24 protein-coding genes are annotated in these 24,518 nt (G+C 67.0%); all 24 read left to right on the forward strand.

All coding sequences use genetic code 11. From position 1 onward, the window contains the following. The first annotated feature begins 3 nt into the window (after window positions 1-3). The 24 genes from flgK to fliO all read left to right on the forward strand — a co-directional run bounded on the left by flgK (window position 4) and on the right by fliO (window position 24,501). The gene (gene flgK, locus IFT58_RS00825; RefSeq protein ID WP_192093672.1) at window positions 4-1,884 is read left to right on the forward strand and encodes a flagellar hook-associated protein FlgK; all 1,881 of its coding nucleotides are present in this window, start codon (window positions 4-6) and stop codon (window positions 1,882-1,884) included. Beyond that, window positions 1,881-3,089 (forward strand): flagellar hook-associated protein FlgL, encoded by a 1,209-nt coding sequence (gene flgL / locus IFT58_RS00830; RefSeq protein WP_192093673.1) that lies wholly within the window; start codon window positions 1,881-1,883, stop codon window positions 3,087-3,089. Before flgK ends, flgL begins: the two co-directional genes overlap by 4 nt. A gap of 64 nt (window positions 3,090-3,153) precedes the next feature. Further along, on the forward strand, window positions 3,154-4,647 hold the full coding sequence (locus IFT58_RS18885) for a flagellin (RefSeq protein WP_192093674.1): 1,494 nt from the start codon (window positions 3,154-3,156) through the stop codon (window positions 4,645-4,647). A gap of 295 nt (window positions 4,648-4,942) precedes the next feature. After that, window positions 4,943-6,451: a flagellin gene (locus IFT58_RS18985; protein WP_192093675.1), complete on the forward strand. Its 1,509-nt coding sequence runs from the start codon at window positions 4,943-4,945 to the stop codon at window positions 6,449-6,451. Window positions 6,452-6,648: 197 nt separating this feature from the next. Further along, window positions 6,649-7,995: a flagellar filament capping protein FliD gene (fliD, locus tag IFT58_RS00845; RefSeq protein WP_192093676.1), complete on the forward strand. Its 1,347-nt coding sequence runs from the start codon at window positions 6,649-6,651 to the stop codon at window positions 7,993-7,995. A 112-nt stretch (window positions 7,996-8,107) separates the two neighbouring features. Further along, window positions 8,108-8,527: a flagellar export chaperone FliS gene (gene fliS, locus IFT58_RS00850; protein WP_188324105.1), complete on the forward strand. Its 420-nt coding sequence runs from the start codon at window positions 8,108-8,110 to the stop codon at window positions 8,525-8,527. Continuing rightward, entirely contained in the window at window positions 8,524-8,823 is a 300-nt protein-coding gene (locus IFT58_RS00855) for a hypothetical protein (protein ID WP_188324106.1), read from the forward strand. The genes fliS and IFT58_RS00855 overlap by 4 nt, the downstream gene beginning before the upstream one ends. Beyond that, window positions 8,820-9,398, forward strand: coding sequence for a PilZ domain-containing protein (locus tag IFT58_RS00860; RefSeq protein WP_192093677.1), 579 nt, complete (start codon window positions 8,820-8,822; stop codon window positions 9,396-9,398). The genes IFT58_RS00855 and IFT58_RS00860 overlap by 4 nt, the downstream gene beginning before the upstream one ends. 505 nt (window positions 9,399-9,903) lie before the next feature. Next, a complete protein-coding gene (locus IFT58_RS00865) occupies window positions 9,904-10,539 on the forward strand; it encodes a response regulator transcription factor (protein ID WP_188324108.1) in 636 nt (211 codons plus the stop codon). 250 nt (window positions 10,540-10,789) lie between these two features. After that, entirely contained in the window at window positions 10,790-12,199 is a 1,410-nt protein-coding gene (rpoN, locus tag IFT58_RS00870) for an RNA polymerase factor sigma-54 (protein WP_192093678.1), read from the forward strand. A 12-nt stretch (window positions 12,200-12,211) separates the two neighbouring features. Further along, complete coding sequence (locus tag IFT58_RS00875; protein ID WP_188324109.1) at window positions 12,212-12,586, forward strand: response regulator transcription factor; 375 nt, start codon at window positions 12,212-12,214, stop codon at window positions 12,584-12,586. A 1-nt stretch (window position 12,587) separates the two neighbouring features. Continuing rightward, window positions 12,588-14,069: a sigma-54 dependent transcriptional regulator gene (locus tag IFT58_RS00880; protein ID WP_192079335.1), complete on the forward strand. Its 1,482-nt coding sequence runs from the start codon at window positions 12,588-12,590 to the stop codon at window positions 14,067-14,069. A 324-nt stretch (window positions 14,070-14,393) separates the two neighbouring features. After that, window positions 14,394-14,831, forward strand: coding sequence for a hypothetical protein (locus IFT58_RS00885; RefSeq protein ID WP_192079333.1), 438 nt, complete (start codon window positions 14,394-14,396; stop codon window positions 14,829-14,831). 183 nt (window positions 14,832-15,014) lie between these two features. Continuing rightward, window positions 15,015-15,377: a flagellar hook-basal body complex protein FliE gene (gene fliE / locus IFT58_RS00890; protein WP_188324112.1), complete on the forward strand. Its 363-nt coding sequence runs from the start codon at window positions 15,015-15,017 to the stop codon at window positions 15,375-15,377. A 12-nt stretch (window positions 15,378-15,389) separates the two neighbouring features. Beyond that, window positions 15,390-17,030 (forward strand): flagellar basal-body MS-ring/collar protein FliF, encoded by a 1,641-nt coding sequence (gene fliF / locus IFT58_RS00895; protein ID WP_188324113.1) that lies wholly within the window; start codon window positions 15,390-15,392, stop codon window positions 17,028-17,030. 7 nt (window positions 17,031-17,037) lie between these two features. Continuing rightward, entirely contained in the window at window positions 17,038-18,024 is a 987-nt protein-coding gene (fliG, locus tag IFT58_RS00900) for a flagellar motor switch protein FliG (RefSeq protein WP_188327283.1), read from the forward strand. Further along, window positions 18,021-18,650 carry a FliH/SctL family protein gene (locus IFT58_RS00905; RefSeq protein WP_192079331.1) on the forward strand — a complete coding sequence of 210 codons (630 nt, stop codon included), beginning with the start codon at window positions 18,021-18,023 and terminating at the stop codon, window positions 18,648-18,650. Before fliG ends, IFT58_RS00905 begins: the two co-directional genes overlap by 4 nt. Then, window positions 18,647-20,032 carry a FliI/YscN family ATPase gene (locus IFT58_RS00910; RefSeq protein ID WP_188324114.1) on the forward strand — a complete coding sequence of 462 codons (1,386 nt, stop codon included), beginning with the start codon at window positions 18,647-18,649 and terminating at the stop codon, window positions 20,030-20,032. Before IFT58_RS00905 ends, IFT58_RS00910 begins: the two co-directional genes overlap by 4 nt. Then, window positions 20,029-20,487 (forward strand): flagellar export protein FliJ, encoded by a 459-nt coding sequence (gene fliJ, locus IFT58_RS00915; RefSeq protein ID WP_188324115.1) that lies wholly within the window; start codon window positions 20,029-20,031, stop codon window positions 20,485-20,487. Before IFT58_RS00910 ends, fliJ begins: the two co-directional genes overlap by 4 nt. 38 nt (window positions 20,488-20,525) lie before the next feature. Continuing rightward, a complete protein-coding gene (locus tag IFT58_RS00920; RefSeq protein WP_342029516.1) occupies window positions 20,526-21,605 on the forward strand; it encodes a flagellar hook-length control protein FliK in 1,080 nt (359 codons plus the stop codon). A gap of 612 nt (window positions 21,606-22,217) precedes the next feature. Continuing rightward, window positions 22,218-22,739, forward strand: coding sequence for a flagellar basal body-associated FliL family protein (locus IFT58_RS00925; RefSeq protein WP_223202847.1), 522 nt, complete (start codon window positions 22,218-22,220; stop codon window positions 22,737-22,739). Between the two features lie 9 nt (window positions 22,740-22,748). Continuing rightward, window positions 22,749-23,756, forward strand: coding sequence for a flagellar motor switch protein FliM (fliM, locus tag IFT58_RS00930; protein ID WP_188324117.1), 1,008 nt, complete (start codon window positions 22,749-22,751; stop codon window positions 23,754-23,756). Beyond that, window positions 23,753-24,088 (forward strand): flagellar motor switch protein FliN, encoded by a 336-nt coding sequence (fliN, locus tag IFT58_RS00935; RefSeq protein ID WP_188324118.1) that lies wholly within the window; start codon window positions 23,753-23,755, stop codon window positions 24,086-24,088. Before fliM ends, fliN begins: the two co-directional genes overlap by 4 nt. A gap of 2 nt (window positions 24,089-24,090) precedes the next feature. Then, window positions 24,091-24,501: a flagellar biosynthetic protein FliO gene (gene fliO, locus IFT58_RS00940; RefSeq protein WP_192080064.1), complete on the forward strand. Its 411-nt coding sequence runs from the start codon at window positions 24,091-24,093 to the stop codon at window positions 24,499-24,501. Window positions 24,502-24,518: the final 17 nt, after the last annotated feature.

Below are 24,518 nucleotides of genomic sequence, written 5' to 3' on the forward strand. Positions count from 1 at the left end.
CCTATGACCAGCGTGCTCTCCACCGGTACCAGCGCCCTGCTCGCCTTCCAGCGTGCCCTGGCGACCACCAGCCACAACGTAGCCAACATCAATACGGTGGGCTACAGCCGGCAGCGCGTGGACTTCGCCACCGCCGATCCGCAACAGATGGGGTATGGCACCGTAGGCAGCGGCACGCGCATCGCCGACATCCGCCGCGTCGCCGATCAGCTGGCCATTTCGCGCCTGCTGGACGGCAGTGGTGAGCTGGCGCGGTTGAAGCAGCTGTCGACCATGGCGGACCGCGTGGACTCGCTGTTTTCCGAAGCCTCGACGAACGTCGCCGGGGTGTGGTCGAACTTCTTCGACTCGGTCAGTGGGCTGTCGTCCAATGCGTCGGCTACCGCCGACCGGCAGAACGTACTGGACAGCGCCAATACGCTGGCCAACCGCTTCCGCCAGCTCAATACCAGCCTGGACAGCCTGAACAGCGAGGTCAACAACGGCATCAGTGCCGCGGCGACCGAGATCAACCGATTGGCGGCCGAAGTCGCACAGATCAACGGGGCGATCGGCAGCAATGCCGCCAACGCCGCACCGGACCTGCTCGACCGTCGCGACCAGCTGATCGCCAGCCTGGTGGGGTACACCGGCGGCAACGCGGTGATCCAGGACGGCGGCTTCATGAACGTCTACACCGCCGGCGGCCAGGCGCTGGTGGTCGGTGCGACCGCCAGCAAGATCACCACCGTCACCGATGCCTACCAACCCGAGCGCCTGCAGCTGGCGCTGGAAACCCAGGGCGCGAAGGTGGTGCTGGATTCCAAGGCGCTGGGCGGCCAGGTCGGTGGCCTGATGGAGTTCCGCGAGACCGTGCTGACGCCGGCGCAGGCCGAGCTCGGCAAGCTGGCGATCGGCCTGGCCAGCACTTTCAACGAGACCCATCGCAACGGTGTGGACCTGTACGGCCAGATGGGTACGGACCTGTTCAACATCGGCTCGCCGCGGGTGACCAACAACACCAGCAACACCGGCAGCGCCACGATCCAGGCCAGCTTCGGTGACCTGTCCAAGCTGGACGCACAGAACATCGTGCTGCGCTTCGATGGCACCCAGTGGCAGGCCAACCGGGCCGACACCGGCGCCAGCCTGCCGTTGACCGGCAGCGGCAGCGCCGCCGATCCGCTGGTGATCAACGGCGTTGCGCTGGTGGTCGGTGGCACGCCTGCGGCCAATGACCGCTTCCTGCTGCAGCCCACCGCCAACGTGGCCGGCAGCATGAGCGTGGCGATCACCGATCCGTCGCGACTCGCCGCCGCCGCGCCGATCAAGGGTGCCGCCGCGACCGCCAATACCGGCAGCGGCAAGCTGACCGACGTCAAGGTCGCCGATGCGGCCAACGGCGCGCTGCGCAATCCGGCAGCCATCGTCTTCACCGCCAACAACCAGTACACCATCGACGGTGCCGGCCCCTTCGCCTACACCGCCGGCCAGACCATCAGCGCCAACGGCTGGAGCTTCGTGCTGGATGGTGCGCCCAAGCCGGGCGACACCTTCAACATCACCCCGGTCGGGGCCGGTTCGTCGGACAACAGCAACGCGCTGGCACTGGCCAAGGTCGAGAACGCAAAGACCTTCAACAGCGGCACGGTGACCTTGAACGGTGCCCTTGGCGGCCTGACCACCCAGGTCGGCGCGGCCGCCCGCTCGGCGCAGTACTCGCTGGATGCGCAGCAGGTCATCACCGACCAGGCGCAGGCCGCGCGTGATTCGGTGTCCGGGGTGAACCTCGACGAAGAAGCGGCCGACATGCTCCGCCTGCAGCAGGCCTACCAGGCTGCCTCGCAGCTGATCTCCACCGCCGACACCATGTTCCAGACCATCCTCGGAGCCGTCTCGCGATGAATGACCGTATTTCCACCGGGATGATGTTCAGCCAGTCGGTTTCGCTGATGCTGGGCAAGCAGTCCAAGATCAACCACCTGGAACAGCAGATCGCCACCGGCAGCAAGATCGTGTCGGCCAAGGACGATCCGGTCGCTGCCGGCACCGCCGTCGGTCTGGATCGCGTGGTGGCCGGGCTGGAACAGCTCGGCAAGAACGCGAACAACGCGCAGAACCGCTTGGGCCTGCAGGAAAACGCGCTGGCCCAGGCCAACGAACTGATGACCCGCGCGGTGGAGCTGACCATCCAGGCGAATACGCCGGTACCCGGCAACACCGATCTGAAGGCCATCGTCAGCGAGCTCAAGACCATCCAGGACAGCCTGCTGTCGCTGGCCAACAGCAAGGACGGCAGCGGACGCTACCTGTTCGGCGGCAGCAACGATTCGGATGCGCCCTTCCTCAAGGCCGGCGGCGTGGTCAGCTACAACGGTGACCAGACCCAGCGTCAGGTGGAAGTGGCACCGGGCCAACTGGTCAACGACGCCCTGCCCGGCAGCGAGATCTTCATGCGCATCCGCACCGGCGACGGCACCGTCGACGCGGGCGCCGCCGTCGGCAACACCGGCAGTGGCCTGCTGACCTCGGTCAGTCGTGACGGCAGTGACGCCTGGACCGGTGGCGCGCTCAACGTGCACTTCACCGCGGCAGGCGCCGGTGCCTATGAAGTGCTGGATGACGCCGGCGCCGTGGTGGCTACCGGCACCCACGCATCGGGCGAAGACATCGTGGTGGGCGGCGTGCGCCTGCGCATCGAGGGCGTGCCCGCTGCGGGCGACAGCTTCGGTGTGGTGGCCTCCAGTTCGCGCGACATCTTCGCCACGCTGGACACCCTGGTGGCCGCGCTGGAATCCGATCCACAGACCGCCGCCGACCGCACCGGCATGCAGAACCTGCTGCAGTCGAGCATGCGCGACATCACCCGCGCGTCGGAAACCATGATCGATGCACGTGCCAAGGGCGGTGCCCAGCTGGCCGCCATCGACGACGCCGCCAGTGCACGCGAAGCCACCGCTGTAACCGTCAAATCCACCCTTTCCACCCTGCGTGATCTGGACTACGCCGATGCCATCGGCCAGTACAAGCTCGAAAACGCGGCCCTGCAGGCCGCGCAGACGATCTTCAGCCAGATGCAGGCGATGTCCCTGTTCAACAGTATCCGCTGACCTTCAACCGGGCGCCCTGAGCGCGCCTCTATCACCTGACCCGAGCAACCCACGGAGACGCCCCATGGCACAGATCATCAATACCAACACGATGTCGCTGAACGCCCAGCGCAATCTTTCCACCAGCGGCAACTCGCTGGCCACCTCGATCCAGCGCCTGTCCTCGGGCCTGCGCATCAACAGTGCGAAGGATGACGCGGCGGGCCTGGCGATCTCCGAGCGCTTCACTACCCAGATCCGCGGCATCAACCAGGCCGCGCGCAATGCCAACGATGGCATTTCGCTGGCACAGACCGCAGAAGGCGCGCTGGGCGAGATCGGCAACAACCTGCAGCGCATCCGTGAGCTGGCCGTGCAGGCCCGCAACGCCACCAACTCCGATTCGGACCGCCAGGCGCTGAACGCCGAAGTGCAGCTGCTGAAGGCTGAAATCCAGCGCGTCGCCGAGCAGACCAACTTCAACGGCACCAACCTGCTGGACGGCAGCTTCACCAACCAGGCGTTCCAGATCGGTGCCGACCAGGGGCAGACGATCAACATCTCGCAGATCGCCAATGCCAACATCAAGGCGCTCGGCAATTGGAACCAGGTGGATACCTCCGCCACGTTCACTGCCATCACGCCGATCGGCACCGGCGGCGGTGGCGCGGCCACCCCGGGCGTGGCCACGCTCAGCCTGGCGGCCGCCACCGATCCGGATGCCACGTTCACCTTCCAGGTGGACGGCACCCAGGTCACCGTCCCCGCTGGCACCGGCCGTGATGCGGAAGGTCTGGCGACAGCAGTCGCTGCGCAGATCAACACCATTCGCCCCGGCCTGGCCGTCACCGATGGAAACGACGTCGCGCTGAGCAACACCACGGCTGCGCCGGTGGTGCTCAACAACTTCTCCAACGGCGTTGGCACGCAGACGGTGGGCGCCCAGGCCGCTGCCGGCGCTGCCACGTTCTCCGCGGGCAGCTTCACCCTGACCGGCGCCAAGGGCGAGGCCACGATCAACTTCGCCGCTGCCGGCGGCAGTGGCCAGCGCGCAAGCGATCTGGTGAAGGCGGTCAACGACCAGAGCTACAACACCGGCGTCACCGCCTCGCTGGACAGCAATGGCATGCTGCTGCTCGCTTCGCAGAGTGGCGACTTCACCGTTGCCGGCGGTGCCACCCTGGGCGACCAGACGGGCCTGACCGCAGGCACCACCGCCGCAGGCGCGATCGGCAGCGCATGGGCCGCCGGTGGTCCGAAGTCAGGCTTTGCCGACCTGGATATCACTTCCACGCTGGGCGCTGACAATGCGCTCAACGCAATGGATGCCGCGCTGACCTCGATCAACTCTTCGCGTGCCGACCTGGGCGCCGTGCAGAATCGTTTCAGCTCGACGATCGCCAACCTGACCACCTCCTCGGAGAACATGTCGGCCGCACGCAGCCGCATCCGTGACACCGACTACGCGACCGAAACCGCTGAACTGACCCGCGCGCAGATCCTGCAGCAGGCCGGTACCGCGATGCTCGCGCAGGCCAACCAGGTGCCGCAGAACGTACTGAGCCTGCTGCAGTCGTAATACCGCCCTGCCCCGGTAGCGCCGAGCCATGCTCGGCGGATTGCCGCAGCAAACGCAGCACCCAAAGGCCCCGCCACGCAACTGGCGGGGCCTTTTACGTGCTGGATGCACCCTCAAGGCATGCCGCGCCACGGCCATCACGAAAAAAATGTTGACGTTTGGCTAAAGGCTGGGCAGGGAGTGCCGTTATTGATTTCAGCAGCGGCAGCACACCCCCACGGGGGCGCCCATCCACTGCCCCCGTTACCGGCCAGGCTGATCTGCCGGACCCACTGCCAAAAAGGAAAACCGCACCATGGCACAAGTCATCAACACCAACACCATGTCGCTCAATGCACAGCGCAACCTGAGCACCAGCGGCAACAGCCTCGCCACCTCGATCCAGCGCCTGTCCTCGGGCCTGCGCATCAACAGTGCCAAGGACGACGCGGCAGGCCTGGCGATCTCCGAGCGTTTCACCACGCAGGTCCGCGGCATGAACCAGGCTGCCCGCAATGCCAACGACGGCATCTCGCTGGCGCAGACCGCTGAAGGCGCCCTGGGCGAAATCGGCAACAACCTGCAGCGTATCCGCGAACTGGCCGTCCAGTCGCGCAACGCCACCAACTCCGATTCCGACCGTCAGGCGCTGAACTCGGAAGTGCAGCTGCTGAAGGCTGAAATCCAGCGCGTCGCCGAGCAGACCAACTTCAACGGCACCAAGCTGCTCGACGGCAGCTTCCAGAGCCAGGCCTTCCAGATCGGCGCCGACCAGGGCCAGACGATCGACATCGCCCAGATCGCGAATGCGAACATCGCCTCGCTGGGCAACTGGAACAAGGTCGACACCGCTGCCAAGGTCACCGGCACAGCGCCGGCCGGCGCAGCAGGTGCAGGCGGCGCTGCTACCCCAGGTACCGGTGCACTCGATCTGTCCGGCGTTACTGATGCCGCAGTGGCCTTCACCTTCGACGTGAATGGCACCGAAGTCGAAGTCGCCGCCGAAGTCGGTCGTGACGCAGCAGGTCTGGCAACCGCCGTGGCGGCTGCGATCAACGGTGAAGCGACCGGCCTGGCGACGGTCAATGGCAACAACATTGCCCTGTCCAACACCGGTGCCGCTGCCGTTGTCATCGACAACTTCAGCAACGCGGTTACCGACGTCACCGTTGCCGCACAGACCCCGGCCGGCGCTGCTGGCGCCAACACCTTCTCCGCTGGCAGCTTCACGCTGACCGGTTCGAAGGGTTCGGCGACCATCAACTTCACCGCTGCCGGCAGCTCCGCACAGCGCGCTGACGAGCTGGTCAAGTCGATCAACAGCCAGAGCTACAACACCGGCGTGTCCGCTTCGCTGGATGCCGGCAAGCTGGTACTGACCGGCGCGGACGGCGACGTGACCGTGGCCACCGCCACCGGCACCGATGCCACCGCACTGACCGCACAGACCGGCCTGACCGCGGGTTCCTCCGCCGGCGCAGCGGGTGCCTGGGCTGCAGGCACGGCCGACACCGGCTTCGCCAACCTGGACATCTCCGACGTATCCGGTGCGGACAACGCCATCAAGGCAATGGACGCTGCGCTGAACTCGGTGAACTCCTCGCGTGCCGACCTCGGCGCCGTGCAGAACCGCTTCACCTCGGTGGTGGCCAACCTGAGCACCTCCTCGGAGAACATGTCCGCTGCCCGCAGCCGCATCCGCGATACCGACTACGCTTCGGAAACCGCTGAGCTGACCCGCAACCAGATCCTGCAGCAGGCCGGTACGGCCATGCTGGCCCAGGCCAACCAGTCCAGCCAGAACGTGCTGAGCCTGCTGCGCTGATCCCGGCGGCACGCAACACGGTGTAAGGAAGAAGGGGGCGAAAGCCCCCTTCTTCGTTTGTGTGATCCGCCAAGGGCGGTCGCTGGCACAGGGCTTGCATCGCACCGGGCAGCGCAGCAGCGCTCAAGCTCGCCCCGTGGCGGCCGATAGCAGATGCATGGCATCGGCGCGGGCCACCCCAGCACAAGGATCTTCCCATGTCCCTCGGCACCATCGGCTCCGGCCTCGATATCGCCAGCCTGGTCTCCCGGCTCGTCGCCAGCGAACGCGCCCCCAGGGAGAACCAGATCAACACCGCGGGCACGGCTGCAACGGCGAAAGTGTCCGCGCTGGGTACGATCAAGAGCGGCATGACCAGCCTGCAGAGCGCGCTGAGTACGCTGGTACGCAACGTCGCCACGCCCGGCTTGAAGACCAGCACCCCGACCGAATCCAACTTCAGTGCCACCATCGATACCAGCGCCACCGCCGGCAAACCGGCAGCCGGCACGCATGAGATCGAAGTCAAATCGCTGGCGCAGAACCAGAAGCTGAGTACCAAGGCGTATGAGAAGGACGCCGTCGTCGGTGACGGTGCGTTGAGCATCGGCTACGGCGACAAGACCATCGATGTCACCATTCCGGCCGGCTCGAAACTGACGGACATCGCCGCGGCGATCAACTCTGCGGCAGGTGGCAAGGGCGTGACCGCTGCGGTGATCACCGCCGATGACGGCCAGCACCTGGTGCTGAGCGCGGTGGATGCCGGCAGCAAGGGCGCCCTGACGATCAGCACGACAGGCGGCAACGGCGGCCTGGCCGACCTGGCGCACGATCCCGCCGGCACGTCGAAGATGACCGAGATGGTCGCCGCCAAGGATGCCGTGGTGGTGGTGGACGGTTTTACCCGCACGTCCAGCTCGAACACCATCACCGATCTGGTCCCGGGCGTCAGCCTGACCCTGACCAAAGCCGAGGAAGGCAAAAAGCAGACGCTGACGCTGACACCGGACAACAGCACGCTGAAGACGAACCTCACCTCGTTCATCACGGCGTACAACTCGGTGCAGAGCACGCTGAAAAGTTCCAGCGCGTACAACGCCGAAACCGGCACCGCCGCGACCCTCACCGGCGATGCGATGGTGCGCGGCCTGCAGCAGCAGCTGCGCAACCAGCTCAGCGGCAACGTCAACGACCTGAAAGCACTGGGTGTGACCATCGCCGCCGACGGCAGCCTGAGCCTGGATGCCGCGAAGCTGGACACGGCCATCGCCAAGGACCCCGAAGCGGCCAAGTCACTGTTCGGCGCCGAAGGCAGCATCGGCAAGTCGATGACCGCCCTGCTGAAGAGCAACCTGGATGCCACCACCGGCAGCATCACCCAGCGCACCAATTCGCTGAACAAGGAAATCAAGGCGCTGGAGAAGCAGCTGGATGACCTGGATGCCCGCATGGAAAAAGTGTCAGACCGCTACACCAAGCAATTCACCGCGATGGAAGGCCTGGTGACGCAGATGCAGAGCGCCAGCAACTCGCTGTCCCAGCAGTTCGCCAGCAACAGCTGATCCGCGCCCCTCAAGTTCACCGGCCCCACCGCCGATACCATTGAAACACCGGTGCTGTCCCCCGCTCACCTGTTGGGAGCGCAGGCACGATGGCACCCCAGGAGACTGATACATGTACGCCACAAACCGGCAGTTCGCCGAGCAGTACCGCAAGGTCGGCGTCAGCACGTCCGTTGTCGATGCCGACCCGCACAAGCTGGTGGCGCTGTTGCTGTCCGGTGCCTGCGAACGCATCCGCACCGCCGAGGCCGCGCTGCAGCGGAACGACCAGGCACGCAAGGGCAAAGCGATCGGCGAGGCCTGCTCGATCGTGGGTCACCTGGACGGCTCGCTGGACCATGAAGCCGGCGGCGAGATCGCAGGCAACCTCTCGGCCCTGTACGAGTTCGTGATCGTGCGGCTCACCGAGGCCAACCTCAACAACGATCCCGTCGCCTTGCAGGACGCGCTGGGACTGATGGTTGAAATCGATTCGGCATGGAGCGCCATTCCTGCCGATCAGCGCCAGATCCGCGGCGCTGGCGCGCCATGAACATCGCCTCGCTGCAGCCACTGCACGCCGCGCTGGACACGCTGGAAGCAGCGCTGCCGGTGGGTGACCATGCCTACAGCGAGCGGCTGATGAGCGAACATCTGCAAGCGGTCGCCGGTCTGTCGATGGCCGTGGAGCGGCCTACCGACGAGGCCATCCACGCCCTGCTGGCCCACCAGGCCAAAGTGATGGGCCGCATGGTGCAGCTGCGCGACGAAGCGGCAGCGCACATCAACCAGGGCAAGCGCTCCCTTCGCGCCGCCCATGCCTACCTGAAGGCAGAATCGCTGGCATGAACGATCCCGCCGCGCCCCTGATCCACCATCCGGCCGAAAGCGAGCTGTTCGACGAGACGCTCAGCTGCGACGTCGACCTGCCCGCCGACTTCCTGCGTGGCAGCGGCGTGGTGCGTGCATCGGTTGCCGAACAGCTGCTGCGCAGCGTGGCACTGGTGGAAGACAGCCGGGCCGAAGACAAGGACGACCGCGGCGAGACCAACCTGGCCCAGCAGCGCATTGAGGCGAAGCTGGACCTGGTGCTGGTGCTGGTGGGCCGTCTGGTGCGCCAGCAGGGTGATGCCCTGCCCCTACGCCCCCTGCGCTGGTCACGGCGCGGCATCCGCCTGCAGCTGGGTCCGCGCAGCGGGGCGGCCATCGGCAGCCAAGGCGTGGTCCGTCTGCAGCCCAGCGACTGGCTCCCTGATCATGTTGATCTGCCGGTCCAGGTGGTAGCCGAGGCGGCCAACGGCGCTGGCGGGCATTACCTGTGGCTGCGTTTCAGCGAACTTGGCGAAGGCCTGGAAATGGCGTTGGAACGTCACTTGTTCCGGATGCACCGGCGACAGATCGCCGACGCCCGCCGTCACCGCTGAGCGCACGCGGCCGACGCCACAACAGCACCCCGCACGAGACCGACCCGGTAGCGCCGAGCCACGCTCGGCGAGCGCAGCGGCGCCTTTCGTCACCCGCACGCGGTCAGCATTCCGCCGAGCACGGCTCGGCGCCACAACCGCACCCCGCACGAGACCAACCCGGTAGCGCCGAGCCACGCTCGGCGAGCGCAGCGGCGCCTTTCGTCACCCCGCACGCGGCCAGCATTCCGCCGAGCACGGCTCGGCGCCACAACAGCACCCCTCACGAGACCAACCCGGTAGCGCCGAGCCACGCTCGGCGAGCGCAGCGGCGCCTTTCGTCACCTCGCACGCGGCCAGCATTCCGCCGAGCACGGCTCGGCGCTACAACCGCACCCCGCTCGCGGCCAGCATGACAACGGCTCCATACCGTTCCGCGACGGCCGTCGCTATCCCGGCCTGTCGCTATTGGCTGCCCGGCCCCGGTCCGTTAAGGTGGGCGCTCTCCTGCCCTTAGTTGCTGCCCTTGCGCGTTCTGATCGTCGACGACCACACCCTAGTTCGTGCTGGCTTGGGCCGGCTGCTGCAGGGATTCGCTGACGTGCATGTGGTGGCCGAGGCCAGCAACGCCGAGCAGGCCCTCCAGCAGGCCCTGCAGCATGCCCCCGACGTCGTACTGATGGATCTGTCCCTGCCCGGTCGCAGCGGGTTGGAAGCACTCAGCGATATTCTGCTGCGGGCCCCTGGCTCACGCGTGGTGATGATGACCATGCACGACGACGCTGCCCACGTGCGCGATGCCCTCGACCGCGGCGCGGTAGGCTTCGTGGTCAAGGATGCGGCGCCGGCCGAACTGGAGCTGGCATTGCGTGCCGCCCATGCCGGACAGGTCTTCCTCAGCCCGCAGATCTCCGCGAAGATGCTCGCCCCGCTGCTCGGAGGCCGGGAAAAGCCGGTCGGCGTCGCTGCCCTCTCGCCGCGCCAGCGCGAGATCCTGCGTCGTATCGGCGCCGGCCAGAGCAACAAGGAAATGGCGGCCGACCTCGGCATCAGCGTGAAAACCGTCGAGACCCATCGCGCCCGGATGATGGAATCGCTGGGCTGCCGCCGCGCGAACGATCTGGTGCTGATGGCGGCCCGCCATCAGACCGACCTGGGCTGATCGCCGGCGTCGCTTTCCCGTCACCCCGACAGGATGAGCGTGCCCGTAGGCCCGACGCTGCGGTCGCCCGCAACGCACATTCAGGCACTTAGCCTCGACACGCGACGGGATTCGGTTGCGATGTAGGGGTTTTCCTGACGCAGCGTCAGGAGATGCACCAAGGCCCTAAGGAACGCCCCGATTACACCCCGTCGTGCCTACAAGCAAGATGTGTTCCATAACGCGCCGGGGATGGCGACGGGGAATGCAGATGAAAGCCGCACTCAATGTCCAGCTGGGCCAGAACCTCCACCTGACGCCGCAATTGCTGCAGTCGATCCGCCTGTTGCAGCTCAACGGCCTGCAGTTGGAGCAGGAAATCCAGCGCGCCCTGGAAAACAACCCGTTGCTGGAAATCGAAGAGGCCAGCGAATCGGCAGCGGATGGCCCGGCCGGACCGGAGTCCTCGCTGGAGACGGCGGCCTTCGACGAACTGCCCGACAGCGGCATGTGGGATGTGCCCGGCGCGAGCTGGCAGGACGGCGACGATGACCGCATGGCGCGCATCGCTGCCGGACATTCCAGCGATCCCCAGCTGCGCGTGCTGCAATCATTGGCGCTGGAACTGGACGAGCGCGACTTGGCCGTTGCCGCCTTCTGGCTGGAGCATTGCGACGACGCCGGCTATCTGGACGCGCCGCTGGCGCAGCTGCACCTGCTGGCCAGCGCCCATCTCGACATCCCGGCCACGGAAGTGGAAGCGGTCCGCCAGCGCCTGCTGCACGGTGACCCGGCCGGCATGGCCGCGCAGGACCTGGCCGAGTGCCTGTTGGCACAGCTGGATGCGCTGCCGGGCACGGTCGCTGCCCGCCATCTGGCACGCCGCATCCTGCACGGGCCGCTGGATCTGCTCGCCGGCCACGACTACGCCGCATTGGCCAACGCATGCGATGCCGACGTAGCGGACATCTGCGAGGCGGTACGGCTGATCCTTTCCCTGCAGCCGCGCCCGGGCGACAGTCTGCTGCCGGAAAGCAATGCCACCGTGGTGCCGGATGTCAGTGCCTGGCACGCTGACGGACAGTGGCGGGTCGCCCTGAACACCCGTGGCAGCCGCCGCGTGAGCATCAACCGTGATTATGAACAGGCCTTGGCAGACTGCCCCGACGCCAGCCCGGCGATGCGCGAAATGCTGGCTGAAGCGCGCTGGCTGACCCGCGGGCTGTCGATGCGCCATGACACCCTGCTGCGCACGGCGCGGGTGATCGTGGAGCGCCAGGCCGCCTTCCTGACCCGTGGCGACGAGGCCATGGCACCGCTGACGCTGAAGGAAGTGGCCGATGCGATCGGCATGCACGAATCGACGATTTCGCGCATTACCACCGGAAAATACCTGCAGACCCCGCGCGGCACCTTCGAGTTGAAGCACTTCTTCGCGGTGCGCCTGGAAGGAGCCAGCGTGTCCGGCGCGGCCGTGAAAGCCATGGTGCGCCGCCTGATCGAGTCCGAACCGGCCGGCCGGCCGCTGGCCGATGAGGCGATCGCCGGGCTGCTGGCGCGACAAGGGGTGAACATCGCACGCCGGACCGTTGCAAAATACCGGGAACAACTGGACATCGCTCCGGCCCGCGAACGCCGCCGGCAGACCGTCCGGCAACCGCTGATGGCCCGGACGGGCTGAGGACGAACTGGAATGGACAACAAGCTGACCGTGTTGCTGGTGGATGACCACGAGGGTTTCATCAATGCCGCCATGCGCCACTTCCGCAAGGTGGAATGGCTGGCCGTGGTCGGCAGCGCCGGTAACGGTCTGGAAGCCATAGAACGTTCGGAAAGCCTGCGCCCGAAGGTCGTGCTGATGGACCTGGCCATGCCCGAGATGGGCGGACTGCAGGCCACGCGGCTGATCAAATCGCAGGATGACGCGCCGTACATCGTCATCGCCAGCCACTTCGACGATGCCGAACACCGCGAGCACGCCCTGCGCGCCGGTGCCGACAATTTCGTCAGCAAGCTGTCCTATATCCAGGAAGTCATGCCGATTCTGGAAGGGCTGAAGGAAAACTGAGATGAGCGAGTCACGGATCCTGCTGCTGGACAATGATGCCGTCCGCGCCGAGCACACCGTCGCCCTGCTGGAGTTCATGGATTTCAATCCGCGCTGGGTCGCCGACGCGGCGGATTTTTCCACGGGCCGTTACCGCCAGAACGACTGGATGGCGGTGATCGTCGGCGAGTTGGACGACAGTGATTCCAGTGCCTCGCTGTACCAGTGGCTGGGCCAGAGCAGCCTGCCGCCGCCGGTGCTGCTTATCGACGGGGATGCGCCCGCCTTCGCGCGACGCCATGGCCTGCACGAGGCCAATGTGTGGCCGCTGGAAGCGCCGCTGCGCCATGCCCAGATGGAAGCGCTGCTGCGTCGCGCGAGCCTGAAGCGACTGGATGCCGAACACCAGGCCGGCACCGTGCAGGAACAGGGACCCACCGGCACCGGGCCGGCGGTCATCGCGCTGCGGCAGATGATCGAGCAGGTCGCCGCGTTCGATACCACGGTGCTGGTGCTGGGTGAATCCGGCACCGGCAAGGAAGTGGTGTCGCGTGCGATCCACCAGCGTTCGCCGCGCCGCGACGGCCCATTCGTCGCGATCAACTGCGGCGCGATTCCGCCGGACCTGCTGGAAAGCGAACTGTTCGGTCACGAAAAAGGGGCGTTCACGGGCGCACTGAGCACCCGCAAAGGCCGCTTCGAAATGGCCGAGGGCGGCACGCTGCTGCTGGACGAAATCGGCGACATGAGCCTGCCGATGCAGGTCAAGCTGCTGCGCGTGCTGCAGGAACGCAGCTTCGAGCGCGTGGGTGGGAACGAAACGATCCGCTGCAACGTGCGCGTGATCGCGGCGACCCACCGCGACCTGGAAAGCCGCATTGCCGATGGCAAGTTCCGCGAGGACCTGTTCTATCGGCTCAATGTGTTCCCCATCGACGTACCGGCCCTGCGCGAGCGCCTGGAGGATCTGCCGACGCTGGCAGAAACCATCGCCGGCCAGCTGGCGCGGACCGGGCGCGGCGAAGTGCGTTTCGCCCCCGAAGCCCTGCAGGCGCTGACCGCCTATGCATGGCCGGGCAATGTGCGTGAGCTGACCAACCTGGTGGAGCGCCTGGCCGTGCTGCATCCGGGCGGCACCGTCCGCGTGCAGGACCTGCCGGTGCGCTACCGCGCCGACATCCCCACCGTGGCCACGCCGCCAGCGCCCGTCGCGGCGAATGCGCCGGAAGGTGAAGAGCGCCTTGACCTGCGCAGCTTCTCCTTCCATGCGCCTGGCCAGCACGCCCACGCGGCGCCGGCCGCCCCGGCCGCGTTGCCCGATGATGGCCTGGACCTGCGCAACCACATGGCCAACATCGAGCTGGCACTGATCCATGAAGCACTGGAACGGACCCAGGGCGTCGTCGCCCACGCCGCCCAGTTGCTCGGCCTGCGCCGTACCACGCTGGTGGAAAAGCTGCGCAAGTACGGCATCGAACGCGATCAGCCGGAAATGACCGGCTGACCCATCCGCCGAGCACGGCTCGGCGCTACAACAGCATCGCGCACGAACCGACCCGGTAGCGCCGAGCCACGCTCGGCGAGCGCAGCGGCGCCGCGACCTGACCCATCCGCCGAGCACGGCTCTGCGCTACAACAGCATCACGCACGAACCGACCCGGTAGCGCCGAGCCACGCTCGGCGAGCGCAGCGGCGCCTTCCCTCACCCGCTCGCGGCGGGCATCCGCCGAGCACGGCTCGGCGCTACAGCGCGCACTTTGCACATTTCCTGAGAGCCACGGCGACCACTCCGCCACACGCTGGGTACTCCGCTTCCTGGAGTCGCTCCATGCGCATCCTGCCTTCTGTCCTCGCCTCCTGCCTGCTGGTCCACGCTGCGGTCGCCGCCCCGCCCCAGCCGCCCGGCTGCAGCATGCCCAGCAGCATCGACAGCCGCCGCCTGACCAACCTCACCGATCCGCTGTGGCGACCGGACAACCCGAATGCGGGCCGCATGGTGCGGGTCGACTTCAGCGGTGGCCATTACCTGCTCACCGTACTCGGCACGCGCCTGCGCTATCAGGGCACGTACCACTACCAACGGATCGCCGCCAACATCGCCGCGATCGACATGCACGAAGCGTTTGAAGCGGGCGACAGCCATTACCAGTTGCTGCTGACCTGCCAGACCGACCTGCAGGGCCGCTTCGTGTTCACCCAGTTCGACGGTCCCCTCCCACCGAAGCGTCGCCAGAATGGCGGCACGTGGACGCTGCAGCCGCATTGACGGACGGAGGCGGAAACCCGACGCCGGATTTCCGACGTCTCCCGGGGACAGCGCCTTCAGCGCCCACAGAAAGGCGCTGTCCTCCCCGCCCGGCAGACGTTCGGCAAACATTAACGGTTCCGGCACGGCGCTTGCATCGGCACCAGGGCAACTCCCTGTTCCCGTTCCATGGAATCGCGCCACATGAGCCACTCCGTCACCTCGATCCTTTCGCAGATCCGCAGCTTCCAGACGCAGGCCACCCAGCCACTGTCCAGTCCGCTGTCGGAGATGCCGCGTACCAATGCGATCCCGGGCGGAACCGCCATCGGCGGCCCTGCGCCGACCAGCTTCAGCGATACCCTGCGTGGCGCATTGTCATCGGTGAACGAGGCACAGGCGAAGTCGGGTGGGCTGGCGCGTGATTTCGAACTGGGCGTGCCCGGTGCCGACCTGGCCAAGGTCATGATCGCCTCGCAGCAATCGCAGATCGCCTTCCGTGCCACCGTGGAAGTCCGCAACCGTCTCGTCCAGGCTTACCAGGACGTGATGAACATGCCGCTGTAAGGACCGCATCCCATGGCACTCACCCTTTCCAAGGAAGCACTGAACGGCGAGAAGGCCGGCCAGTGGTTTGATCGCCTGCAGAGCCTGCAGATCGCACGCCGCCTCGGCCTGATGGCCATGATCGCCGTCGCCGTCGCCGCCGGCCTGGCGGTGTTCTTCTGGTCGCAGAAGCCCGGCATGGTGCCGCTGTACACCGGCCTGGACCAGAAGGCCACCGCCGAAGCCACCGACCTGCTGCGCGCGGCGCAGATTCCCTTCGAGCTGGATGCGGCTACCGGCGGCATCACCGTGCCGGAGAAGAACCTGCACGATGCGCGGCTGAAGCTGGCCAGCTCCGGCCTGACCGACAACGGACGCCTCGGTTTCGAGCTGATGGAGCGCGATCCCGGCTTCGGCGTCAGCCAGTTCGTGGAAAGCGCCCGCTATCAGCATTCACTGGAAACCGAGTTGTCGCGCACCATCAACACGCTGCGTCCGGTGCGAGATTCGCGCGTGCACCTGGCCATCCCCAAGCCCAGCGCCTTCACCCGCCAGCGCGATGTCGCCAGCGCGTCGGTGGTGCTGGAACTGCGCGGTGGCCAGCAGCTGGAGCGCGGTCAGGTCGACGCGATCGTGCACATGGTCGCCGCCAGCATCCCCGACCTCACCCCGGAACGCGTGACCGTGGTCGACCAGAGCGGACGCATGCTGAGCGTGTCCGATCCGAACAGCGAAGCGGCCTTGAATGCAGCACAGTTCGAGCAGGTGCGCCGCCAGGAAACCTCGTTCAACCAGCGCATCCGTGAGCTGCTGGAGCCGATGACCGGCCCGGGACGGGTCAAGCCGGAAGTCAGCGTGGCGATGGACTTTTCCACCACCGAAGAAGCCCGCGAGCTCTACAACGGCGAGCCGGCCAAGGTGCGCAGCGAGCAGACCAGCGAAAATTCCACCGCCGCAACCGGTCCGCAAGGCGTGCCTGGGGCTGCCAGCAATGCACCGCCGGGACAGCCCGCGCCTGCGGCGGCGACCGCAGCGCCGACCGAAACCTCGCGCAACGCCACCCGCAACTACGAACTGGACCGCACCCTGCAGCACACCCGCCAACCCGCCGGACGCATCGAGCGCGTGTCGGTGGCGGTATTGCTGGACAACGTCCCGCGTCCCGGTGCCAACGGCAAGGTGACCGAGCAGGCACTGTCGGCCGCCGAACTCACCCGCATCGAGGGCCTGGTGAAGCAGGCGGTCGGATTCAATGCCGAGCGCGGCGACACCGTATCGGTGATGAACGCGCCCTTCGTGCGTGAAGTCATTCCGGTGGAAGGTCCCAAGTGGTGGGAGCTGCCGTGGGTACAGGATGGCCTGCGCCTGCTGTTGGGTGCGGTGGTCGTGCTGGCCCTGCTGTTCGGCGTGCTGCGTCCGGCACTGCGCGCGATCAGCGGCAACGGCCCGCGCCCGGCGCAGCTCGGACAGGATCCGCTGACCGCCGACGTGCAGTTGGTGGACGATGACATGGACCTGCCCGCGCTGGAGCGTGACCGCAGCAGCCTGGGCAGCGTACCGCTGGCCCTGCCGGTGGATTCCTATGAAGAGCGCCTGCGCATGGCACGCGAAGCAGTGAAAACCGATTCCAAGCGCGTCGCGCAGGTCGTCAAGGGGTGGGTGGCGCATGAATGAGGTGCCGATCAGCGGCGTACAGCGCGCGGCCATCCTGCTGCTTTCCCTGGGTGAGCAGGAAGCCGCCGACGTACTACGGCACATGGAGCCCAAGGAGGTGCAGAAGATCGGCATCGCCATGGCGACCATGAGCAATGTCACCCGCGAGCAGGTAGAAGGAGTGATGGACAGCTTCAACAACGAGCTGACCTCCAAGACCTCCCTCGGTGTCGGCTCGGACGACTACATCCGCAACATGCTGGTGCAGGCACTGGGCAGCGAGAAAGCCAGCAGCCTGATCGACCGCATCCTGCTCGGACGCAACACGACGGGCCTGGATGCGCTGAAGTGGATGGATCCGCGTGCGGTCGCCGACCTGGTGCGCAACGAACACCCGCAGATCATCGCCATCGTCATGGCCCACCTGGAAACCGACCAGGCCGCCGATGCGCTGAAGCTGCTGCCGGAGCGCACCCGCGTGGACGTACTGCTGCGCATCGCCACGCTGGACGGCATCCCGCCCAACGCGCTCAACGAGCTCAACGAAATCATGGAACGCCAGTTCTCCGGCAACCAGAACCTGAAGTCGTCGAACATCGGCGGCGTGCAGGTGGCGGCCAACATCCTGAACTTCATGGACAGCGGACAGGACCAGGTGATCCTGGGCGAGATCGCACGCGTGGATGCCTCGCTCAGCGGGCGCATCCAGGAAATGATGTTCGTCTTCGACGACCTGGTCGACCTGGATGATCGCGAGATGCAGCTGGTGCTGCGCGAAGTGAGTGGCGAACGGCTGGGCCTGGCCCTGCGCGGTGCCGACATCAAGGTGCGCGACAAGATCACCCGCAACATGTCCCAGCGCGCGGCGGAGATCCTGCTGGAAGACATGGAAGCGCGCGGTCCGGTACGCCTGTCCGACGTGGAAGGGGCGCAGCGCGAGATCCTTGCCATCGTCAAGCGCATGGCCGATGAAGGCACGGTCGCCCTCGGTGGCAGCGCGGAGGCCATGCTGTGAACACGGCCATCCGCTGGAATGCACCGGACCTGCTGGCCGATGCGCAGCCGCTGCTCGACGAGCACCTGCTGCAGGGCGAGCCGGAGCACGAACCGGAGCCGCTGCTGCAGCCCCCGACCCTGGAAGAAATCCAGGCCATCCAGGACAGCGCCGAGAAAGAAGGTTTCAGCCATGGGCATGCCGAAGGCTTTGCCCAAGGCCAGGCCGAGGTGCGCCGCGTTGTCGCACAGATGGAGGGTATCCTGGACAACTTCAGCCGCCCCTTGGTGCGCTTGGAAAACGAAGCCGTCGCCGCGCTCGGCGAGCTGGCCGTGCGCATTGCCGGCAGCCTGGTCGGACGCGCGTACGAAGTGGATCCGGAGCTGCTGGCGCAACTGGTCGCAGAAGGCGTTGACGCCGTCGGTGGCAGCAGCCGCGAGGTGGAAGTGCGCCTGCATCCGGATGACATCGCCGCCCTCGCCCCCCTGCTCACCCTGTCACCGCAGCAGCGTCTGGTGCCCGACCCCGCGCTGGGCCGTGGCGACCTGCGCGTCCACGCGGAGAGCGTGCGCATCGACGGCACGCTGGAGGCGCGCCTGCGCGGTGCGCTGGACAAGGTGATGCGACAAGTAGGAGCCGGCGCATGAGCACGATCGATCTGCCGCTGCCGCCGGAATGGACCGGTGCACGCAACCTGCGCCTCGGTGCCCGCTTGGACGCTCTGAAATTCGACACGCTGCACGGGCGCGGACTCATCCGCGAGGGCGTACTGCGTCGCGCCGTGGGCCTGACCCTGGAAGCGGTCGGCTGCGAAGCGCCGCTGGGCGCCAGCTGCAAGGTGGAAGTGGACGGCGGCTGGGTGGACTCGGAAGTGGTCGGGTTCGCCGGCGACCGCACCTACCTGATGCCCAGCGCCGAACTGCACGGCCTGCTGCCCAACGCGCGGGTGGTGCCTTCGCTGCGCCGTGGCGGCGGCGTGGACGTGGGCGAAGGCCTGCTGGGGCGTGTCATCGACAGTGATGGCGTGCCGCTGGACGGAAAGGGCCCCATCCGCGCGGAGGGCTCGGTGGGCATGGCCGGCGTGTCGATGAACCCACTCGCCCGTGAACCGATCACCCAGCCGCTGGATGTCGGCGTGCGCGCGATCAACGCATTGCTGCCGATCGGCCGCGGCCAGCGCGTGGGCCTGTTCGCCGGCTCCGGTGTGGGTAAATCAACGCTGCTGGGCATGATGACCCGCTTCACCTCGGCGGACGTGATCGTAGTCGGCCTGATCGGTGAACGTGGCCGCGAAGTCCGTGATTTCGTCGAATCCACCTTGGGCGAAGAGGGCCTGCGCCGCGCGGTGGTCGTGGCTGCACCCGCCGACCGTCCGCCGCTCGCACGCTTGCATGGCGCCTACCGTGCTACGGCCATCGCCGAGTGGTACCGCGACCAGGGCCTGAACGTTCTGCTGCTGATGGATTCCCTGACCCGCTTCGCCCAGGCCCAGCGTGAGATCGGTCTGTCCGTTGGCGAACCGCCGACCACCCGCGGCTATCCGCCCTCGGTATTCGCCAAGCTGCCGGCACTGGTCGAACGGGCCGGCAACGGGGCCAAGGGCCGCGGCTCCATCACCGCGTTCTACACCGTACTGACCGAAGGCGATGATCCGCAGGATCCGATCGCCGATGCCGCACGCGCCATCCTCGACGGTCATATCCTGCTATCGCGGCGGGTGGCCGACAGCGGCCTGTACCCGGCAATCGACGTGGAATCATCGGTCAGCCGCGTGGTCACGGAAATCGCCGATGAAGCCTGGCGCCTGCGCATCCGCAAGTTGAAGCGGCTGGTCTCGGCGTATTCGTCCAATCGCGACCTGATCGCGATCGGCGCCTACCAGCGCGGCAATGATGCGGCGACGGACGAAGCGCTGGAGCGCTGGCCCGAGATCGTCGAGTTCCTCGGCCAGGACGTCGCCAAGGCGGCCGACCTTCCCCACAGCCAGGCCGCCCTCAAGCGCCTGGTGGAACCGGAGCACGCGGCATGATGCAATCAAAGCGTATCGATCCGCTGCTCAAGCGCGCGCAGGAAAAAGAAGACACCGTGGCGCGCGAGCTGGCAGACCGCCAGCGCACCCTGGACACGCATCTTTCGCGACTGGACGAACTGCGGCGCTATGCCGATGAGTACGCCAATGCGCAGATGGCCGCGACCAGCCCGGCCCAACTGTTGAATCGTCGCGCCTTCCTGGACCGGCTGGACAGTGCGGTCACCCAGCAGACCCAGAACGTGGACAGCAACCGCGAGAAGGTGGAAGCCGAACGCGCGCGCCTGCTGCTTGCCAGCCGTGACAAGAAGGTACTTGAGCAGCTGGCGGCCAGTTACCGCGCACAGGAACAGCAGGTCGCCGAAAAGCGTACCCAGCGCGAGATGGACGATCTCGGCGCCCGGCGGTCCCGCCTTCAGCAGGTCGCAGACCCCGATTCCGGGGTGCAGTCGTGATGGCGCCGGCGTTGGGGGGCAGCACCGCTGGAACAGCAGTGGCCGCTGCGGGCACGTCGGCGCGCGGCAACGCACCCCGCGGCAAGGATGGCGCCGACGGATTCGACCGCATGCTGCAGCAGGCGGACAGCCCCTCGCGTCCACCACGTTCCCGGCAGAACGCGAACGCGGACACGCCGTCCGACACCACCGCGACCCGCAAGGACCGCCCCTCCGCAGCACAGGACGGCGGCACCCGCGAGCCCAGCCCCGATGAGGTGGCAGACACCGAAGCCGCCGTCAGCCCGGCGGCCCAACCTGACGGTGTCGAGCACCGTGATGACGTGCCTGAGTGGCCACCTGCCGGCCTGGCCGGCCTGCTGCTGTCGATACCGCCGCCCGCCACGGATGCGTCCGCAGCACTCACCAGCCCGTCGACCTCCACTGCCGCGCTGACATCCCCGGCCATGGCATCGCCGGCACTGCCGCTGGCCGCCGCAGCCCCCTCCGCAGGATTTGCCGTCGCCGTGGACGCGGAAGCCGGCGATACCGAACTGCCTGCCGACCTGATGGAGGCCCTGATGGCCGCGGGCGGCACGGACGAGGCCGCGGCCAGCGACGACACCGCTACCGCACCCGGCCTGCTGTTCGGCCTGTTCTCACTGCAGGCGATGCGCACCGGCAGCGAACCCGCCGTGGCGCGCATGAGCGATCCGAACCCGACGCCGGTGCTGGGCCAGGACGGCTTCGACGACGCCGTCAGTGCCAAGGTGGGTTGGCTGGCCGAACAGAAGATCGGCCACGCCCATATCCGTATCAGTCCCGATGACATGGGGGCGATCGACGTGCGCCTGCAGATGGACGGCGACAAGGTCCACGCCAGTTTCAGCAGTCCGCATGTAGAAGTCCGCCACGCGCTCGAAAGCAGCCTGCCGCGGCTGCGCGGACTGCTGGGTGAGCAGGGCTTCCAGCTGGCCCATGCCGATGTCGGCCATCAGCCGCAAGGTGAGCCGGGCCAGGGTGATCAGCGGAGCAGCTTCACCGGCGAAGGAGGCAATGCCGAGCGCGGCGCCGCAGAGGTCACGCTTTCCAGCGCCCAGTTGATCCGCCAGCGGGGCCTGCTCGACGTCCACGCGTGACGGATTACCGCCGCCAGTAATCCGTCGCGGCGAACGGCGAACGGCTGAGCCCCTCGTGGTGGGTCGGGAAAGCTGTTTCCTGGGATTGGGCCGGGGGGGAGGGGTTGGTGGGGGACGGGTACACGTCATCGCATTCGCGCTGCCGCTCCCACGATTTGCTGCGCAAACCATGGGCCCCCTTCACCAGCACCCACACCCCGCCGCTGTCGCGGCCGCCCCTGACTCAGGGGCTCCCTCCACCCGATGGGTCAACGGGGCCTGCGGTAGCGCCGAGCCGTGCTCGGCGGAATGTTCCCGCCAACGGCCCGCTGCGCTCGCCGACCATGGGTCGGCGCTACCGCTCTTCATTTTCTCTTTTACGTGGCGGGACGCGCGCGCGGACTGTCAGGGCCGGGCGGGAGGGATTGGTGGGGGCGTTGAGCGCCAAGGATGGCGCGAAACGAGGCCCGCATGGATGCAGTTTTTGCCGTCCCCCACCAACCCCTCCCGCCCGGCCCCCTCCCAGGACACCGCTTCCAGCGACCCACCACGAGACCCCCAGCCGCTCGCTACCAACCACCTCCCGGCACAGGCCTTGCATGTCACCGCAGGCAACCTCCAGGAGCTTCACACGTGGCCGCAGCTGCAGACAAAACCAAGAAATCCGCTGACAAGGACAAGGCCGCCCCGTCGCGTCGTCCCATGCTGGTCATCGCCCTGATCGCCGTCGTTGCCGCCGCGGCCGCGGGCGGTGGCGTGTGGTATTTCACCCAGTCCGCGCACGGCGATGCCGGTGCACCGGCCGCCAAGGCCAAGCCCAAGGCGCCGCCGGCACCCGCCCAGTACTTCGGCCTTGAGCCGCCCTTCGTGGTCAACCTCAACGGCCCGGTCGATGGCCCCCGCTACCTGCAGGTGGAAGTACAGCTGATGACCCGCGACGCCACCTCGCTGGACGCCATCCGCACCCATTCCCCGGCGCTCCGCGCCCGCCTGCTGATGCTGTTCTCGCAGGTCACCCCGGACCAGATCGCCGATCGGGCCGGCAAAGAGAAGCTGCAGGCCGACTCGTTGGCTGAGGTGCAGAAAGTGCTGATGGCGGAAACCGGCAAGAAGTGCGCCGATGACCTGCTGTTCACCAGTTTCGTCACCCAGTAAGGGCCGGCCATGAATGACCTGCTGTCCCAGGACGAGATCGATGCCCTGCTGCATGGCGTCGACAGCGGCGCGGTGGAAACCGATGTCGATGCCTCCGTGCCCGGCGAAGCGCGCTCGTACGATTTCGCCAGCCAGGACCGCATCATCCGCGGGCGCATGCCCACGCTGGAGATGGTCCATGAGCGCTTCGCCCGCCTGTGGCGCATCGGCCTGTTCAACCTGATCCGCCGTTCGGCCGAGCTGTCGGTGCGCGGCATCGAGCTGATCAAGTTCAACGACTACATGCATTCGCTGTACGTGCCCACCAACCTCAACCTGATCCGCTTCAAGCCGCTGCGCGGCACCGGCCTGATCGTGTTCGAGCCGACCCTGGTGTTCGCCATCGTCGACAATTTCTTCGGCGGGGATGGGCGCTACCCCACCCGCATCGAGGGCCGCGAGTTCACCGCCACGGAAATGCGGGTCATCCACCTGCTGCTGAAGCAGACCTTCGCCGATCTGCGCGAGGCGTGGGCGCCGGTGATGGACGTGGAGTTCGAGTACCTCAATTCCGAGATCAACCCGCACTTCGCCAACATCGTCACCCCGCGCGAATACGTCGTGGTGTGCCGCCTGCACGTCGAACTCGACGGAGGCGGCGGCGACATCCACGTTACCCTGCCCTACTCGATGCTGGAACCCATCCGCGAACTGCTCGATGCCGGTATCCAGAGCGACCGCAACGACCGCGACGAGAGCTGGGGCAAGACCCTGCGCGAGCAGCTCAACGTGGCCGAGGTCAACCTGTCCAGCGTGCTCGCGACCAAACGCATGAGCCTGCGCGAGCTGACCCGCTTGAAGGTCGGCGACATCCTGCCGATCGACCTGCCCAACGAGGTGCCGGTCTGCGTGGAAGGCATCCCGGTGTTCACCGGCCAGTTCGGCGTGGCCAATGGCATGAACGCTGTAAAGATCACCGCAACCCATCCGCCGGGCACCCGCCAGCGTGCGCCAGCTACCCAGGAAGACCCGCAATGAACGAAACCGAGCGCCAAGAAGCCATCGCTGCCCAGTTCGAGGCCCTGCAGGCCGAGGACACCGGCGGTGCCGATCTCAACCTGGACGTGATCCTGGACGTGCCGGTGACGCTGTCACTGGAAGTCGGGCGTGCGCGCCTGCCGATCCGCAACCTGCTGCAGCTCAACCAGGGCTCGGTGGTGGAACTGGAACGCGGTGCCGGCGAGTCACTGGACGTGCTGGTCAACGGCACGCTGATCGCACATGGCGAAGTGGTCGTCATCAATGACCGCTTCGGCGTGCGCCTGACCGACGTGGTCAGCCCCAGCGAACGGATCCGGAGACTGCGTTGAGCCTGCACCTGCTCATCGCCACCGGTCAGGCGGCAGCAAAGGTCGCCGCGCCCGCGGTAGGCCAGCATGCGCCCTCCACGCCCGGTCTGTTCGGTGCCGTGCTGGCGCTGCTGCTGGTGCTGGCGCTGGTGGTCGGCCTGGGCTGGCTGCTCAAGCGCATGCCGGGCAGCAGCTTCCGCCAGGCCGAGGGCCTGAAGATGGTGGCCAGCATCGCCGTGGGCGCCAAGGAGCGCGTGGTGGTGCTGGAGATCAACGGTGAGCAGATGCTGCTGGGCGTGACCGCTGGCGGCATCAGCAAGCTGCACACGCTGAGCGAACCGCTCCCGCCGCCGACGCCGATGCGCGTGCCGGACCTGAAGAACCTCCCCAATTTCGCCCAGTTGCTGCAGCAGCGGCTGCGCAAGGATTCCTGAAATGCGTTCGATCTCTC

Source organism: Stenotrophomonas sp. CFBP 13718 (genome assembly GCF_014842145.1).
Classification (GTDB): Bacteria; Pseudomonadota; Gammaproteobacteria; order Xanthomonadales; family Xanthomonadaceae; genus Stenotrophomonas.

What these genes read in the sequence shown, in the direction of transcription:
- IFT58_RS00860 (WP_192093677.1), top strand. Translation starts at nt 8,820, where the DNA reads ATGAACGATCCCGCCGCGCCCCTGATCCACCATCCGGCCGAAAGCGAG.
- fliD (WP_192093676.1), top strand. Translation starts at nt 6,649, where the DNA reads ATGTCCCTCGGCACCATCGGCTCCGGCCTCGATATCGCCAGCCTGGTC.
- fliJ (WP_188324115.1), top strand. Translation starts at nt 20,029, where the DNA reads ATGATGCAATCAAAGCGTATCGATCCGCTGCTCAAGCGCGCGCAGGAA.
- fliN (WP_188324118.1), top strand. Translation starts at nt 23,753, where the DNA reads ATGAACGAAACCGAGCGCCAAGAAGCCATCGCTGCCCAGTTCGAGGCC.
- fliE (WP_188324112.1), top strand. Translation starts at nt 15,015, where the DNA reads ATGAGCCACTCCGTCACCTCGATCCTTTCGCAGATCCGCAGCTTCCAG.
- IFT58_RS18985 (WP_192093675.1), top strand. Translation starts at nt 4,943, where the DNA reads ATGGCACAAGTCATCAACACCAACACCATGTCGCTCAATGCACAGCGC.
- flgL (WP_192093673.1), top strand. Translation starts at nt 1,881, where the DNA reads ATGAATGACCGTATTTCCACCGGGATGATGTTCAGCCAGTCGGTTTCG.
- fliF (WP_188324113.1), top strand. Translation starts at nt 15,390, where the DNA reads ATGGCACTCACCCTTTCCAAGGAAGCACTGAACGGCGAGAAGGCCGGC.
- IFT58_RS18885 (WP_192093674.1), top strand. Translation starts at nt 3,154, where the DNA reads ATGGCACAGATCATCAATACCAACACGATGTCGCTGAACGCCCAGCGC.
- IFT58_RS00880 (WP_192079335.1), top strand. Translation starts at nt 12,588, where the DNA reads ATGAGCGAGTCACGGATCCTGCTGCTGGACAATGATGCCGTCCGCGCC.
- rpoN (WP_192093678.1), top strand. Translation starts at nt 10,790, where the DNA reads ATGAAAGCCGCACTCAATGTCCAGCTGGGCCAGAACCTCCACCTGACG.
- IFT58_RS00855 (WP_188324106.1), top strand. Translation starts at nt 8,524, where the DNA reads ATGAACATCGCCTCGCTGCAGCCACTGCACGCCGCGCTGGACACGCTG.
- fliS (WP_188324105.1), top strand. Translation starts at nt 8,108, where the DNA reads ATGTACGCCACAAACCGGCAGTTCGCCGAGCAGTACCGCAAGGTCGGC.
- IFT58_RS00875 (WP_188324109.1), top strand. Translation starts at nt 12,212, where the DNA reads ATGGACAACAAGCTGACCGTGTTGCTGGTGGATGACCACGAGGGTTTC.
- flgK (WP_192093672.1), top strand. Translation starts at nt 4, where the DNA reads ATGACCAGCGTGCTCTCCACCGGTACCAGCGCCCTGCTCGCCTTCCAG.
- IFT58_RS00885 (WP_192079333.1), top strand. Translation starts at nt 14,394, where the DNA reads ATGCGCATCCTGCCTTCTGTCCTCGCCTCCTGCCTGCTGGTCCACGCT.
- fliM (WP_188324117.1), top strand. Translation starts at nt 22,749, where the DNA reads ATGAATGACCTGCTGTCCCAGGACGAGATCGATGCCCTGCTGCATGGC.
- IFT58_RS00910 (WP_188324114.1), top strand. Translation starts at nt 18,647, where the DNA reads ATGAGCACGATCGATCTGCCGCTGCCGCCGGAATGGACCGGTGCACGC.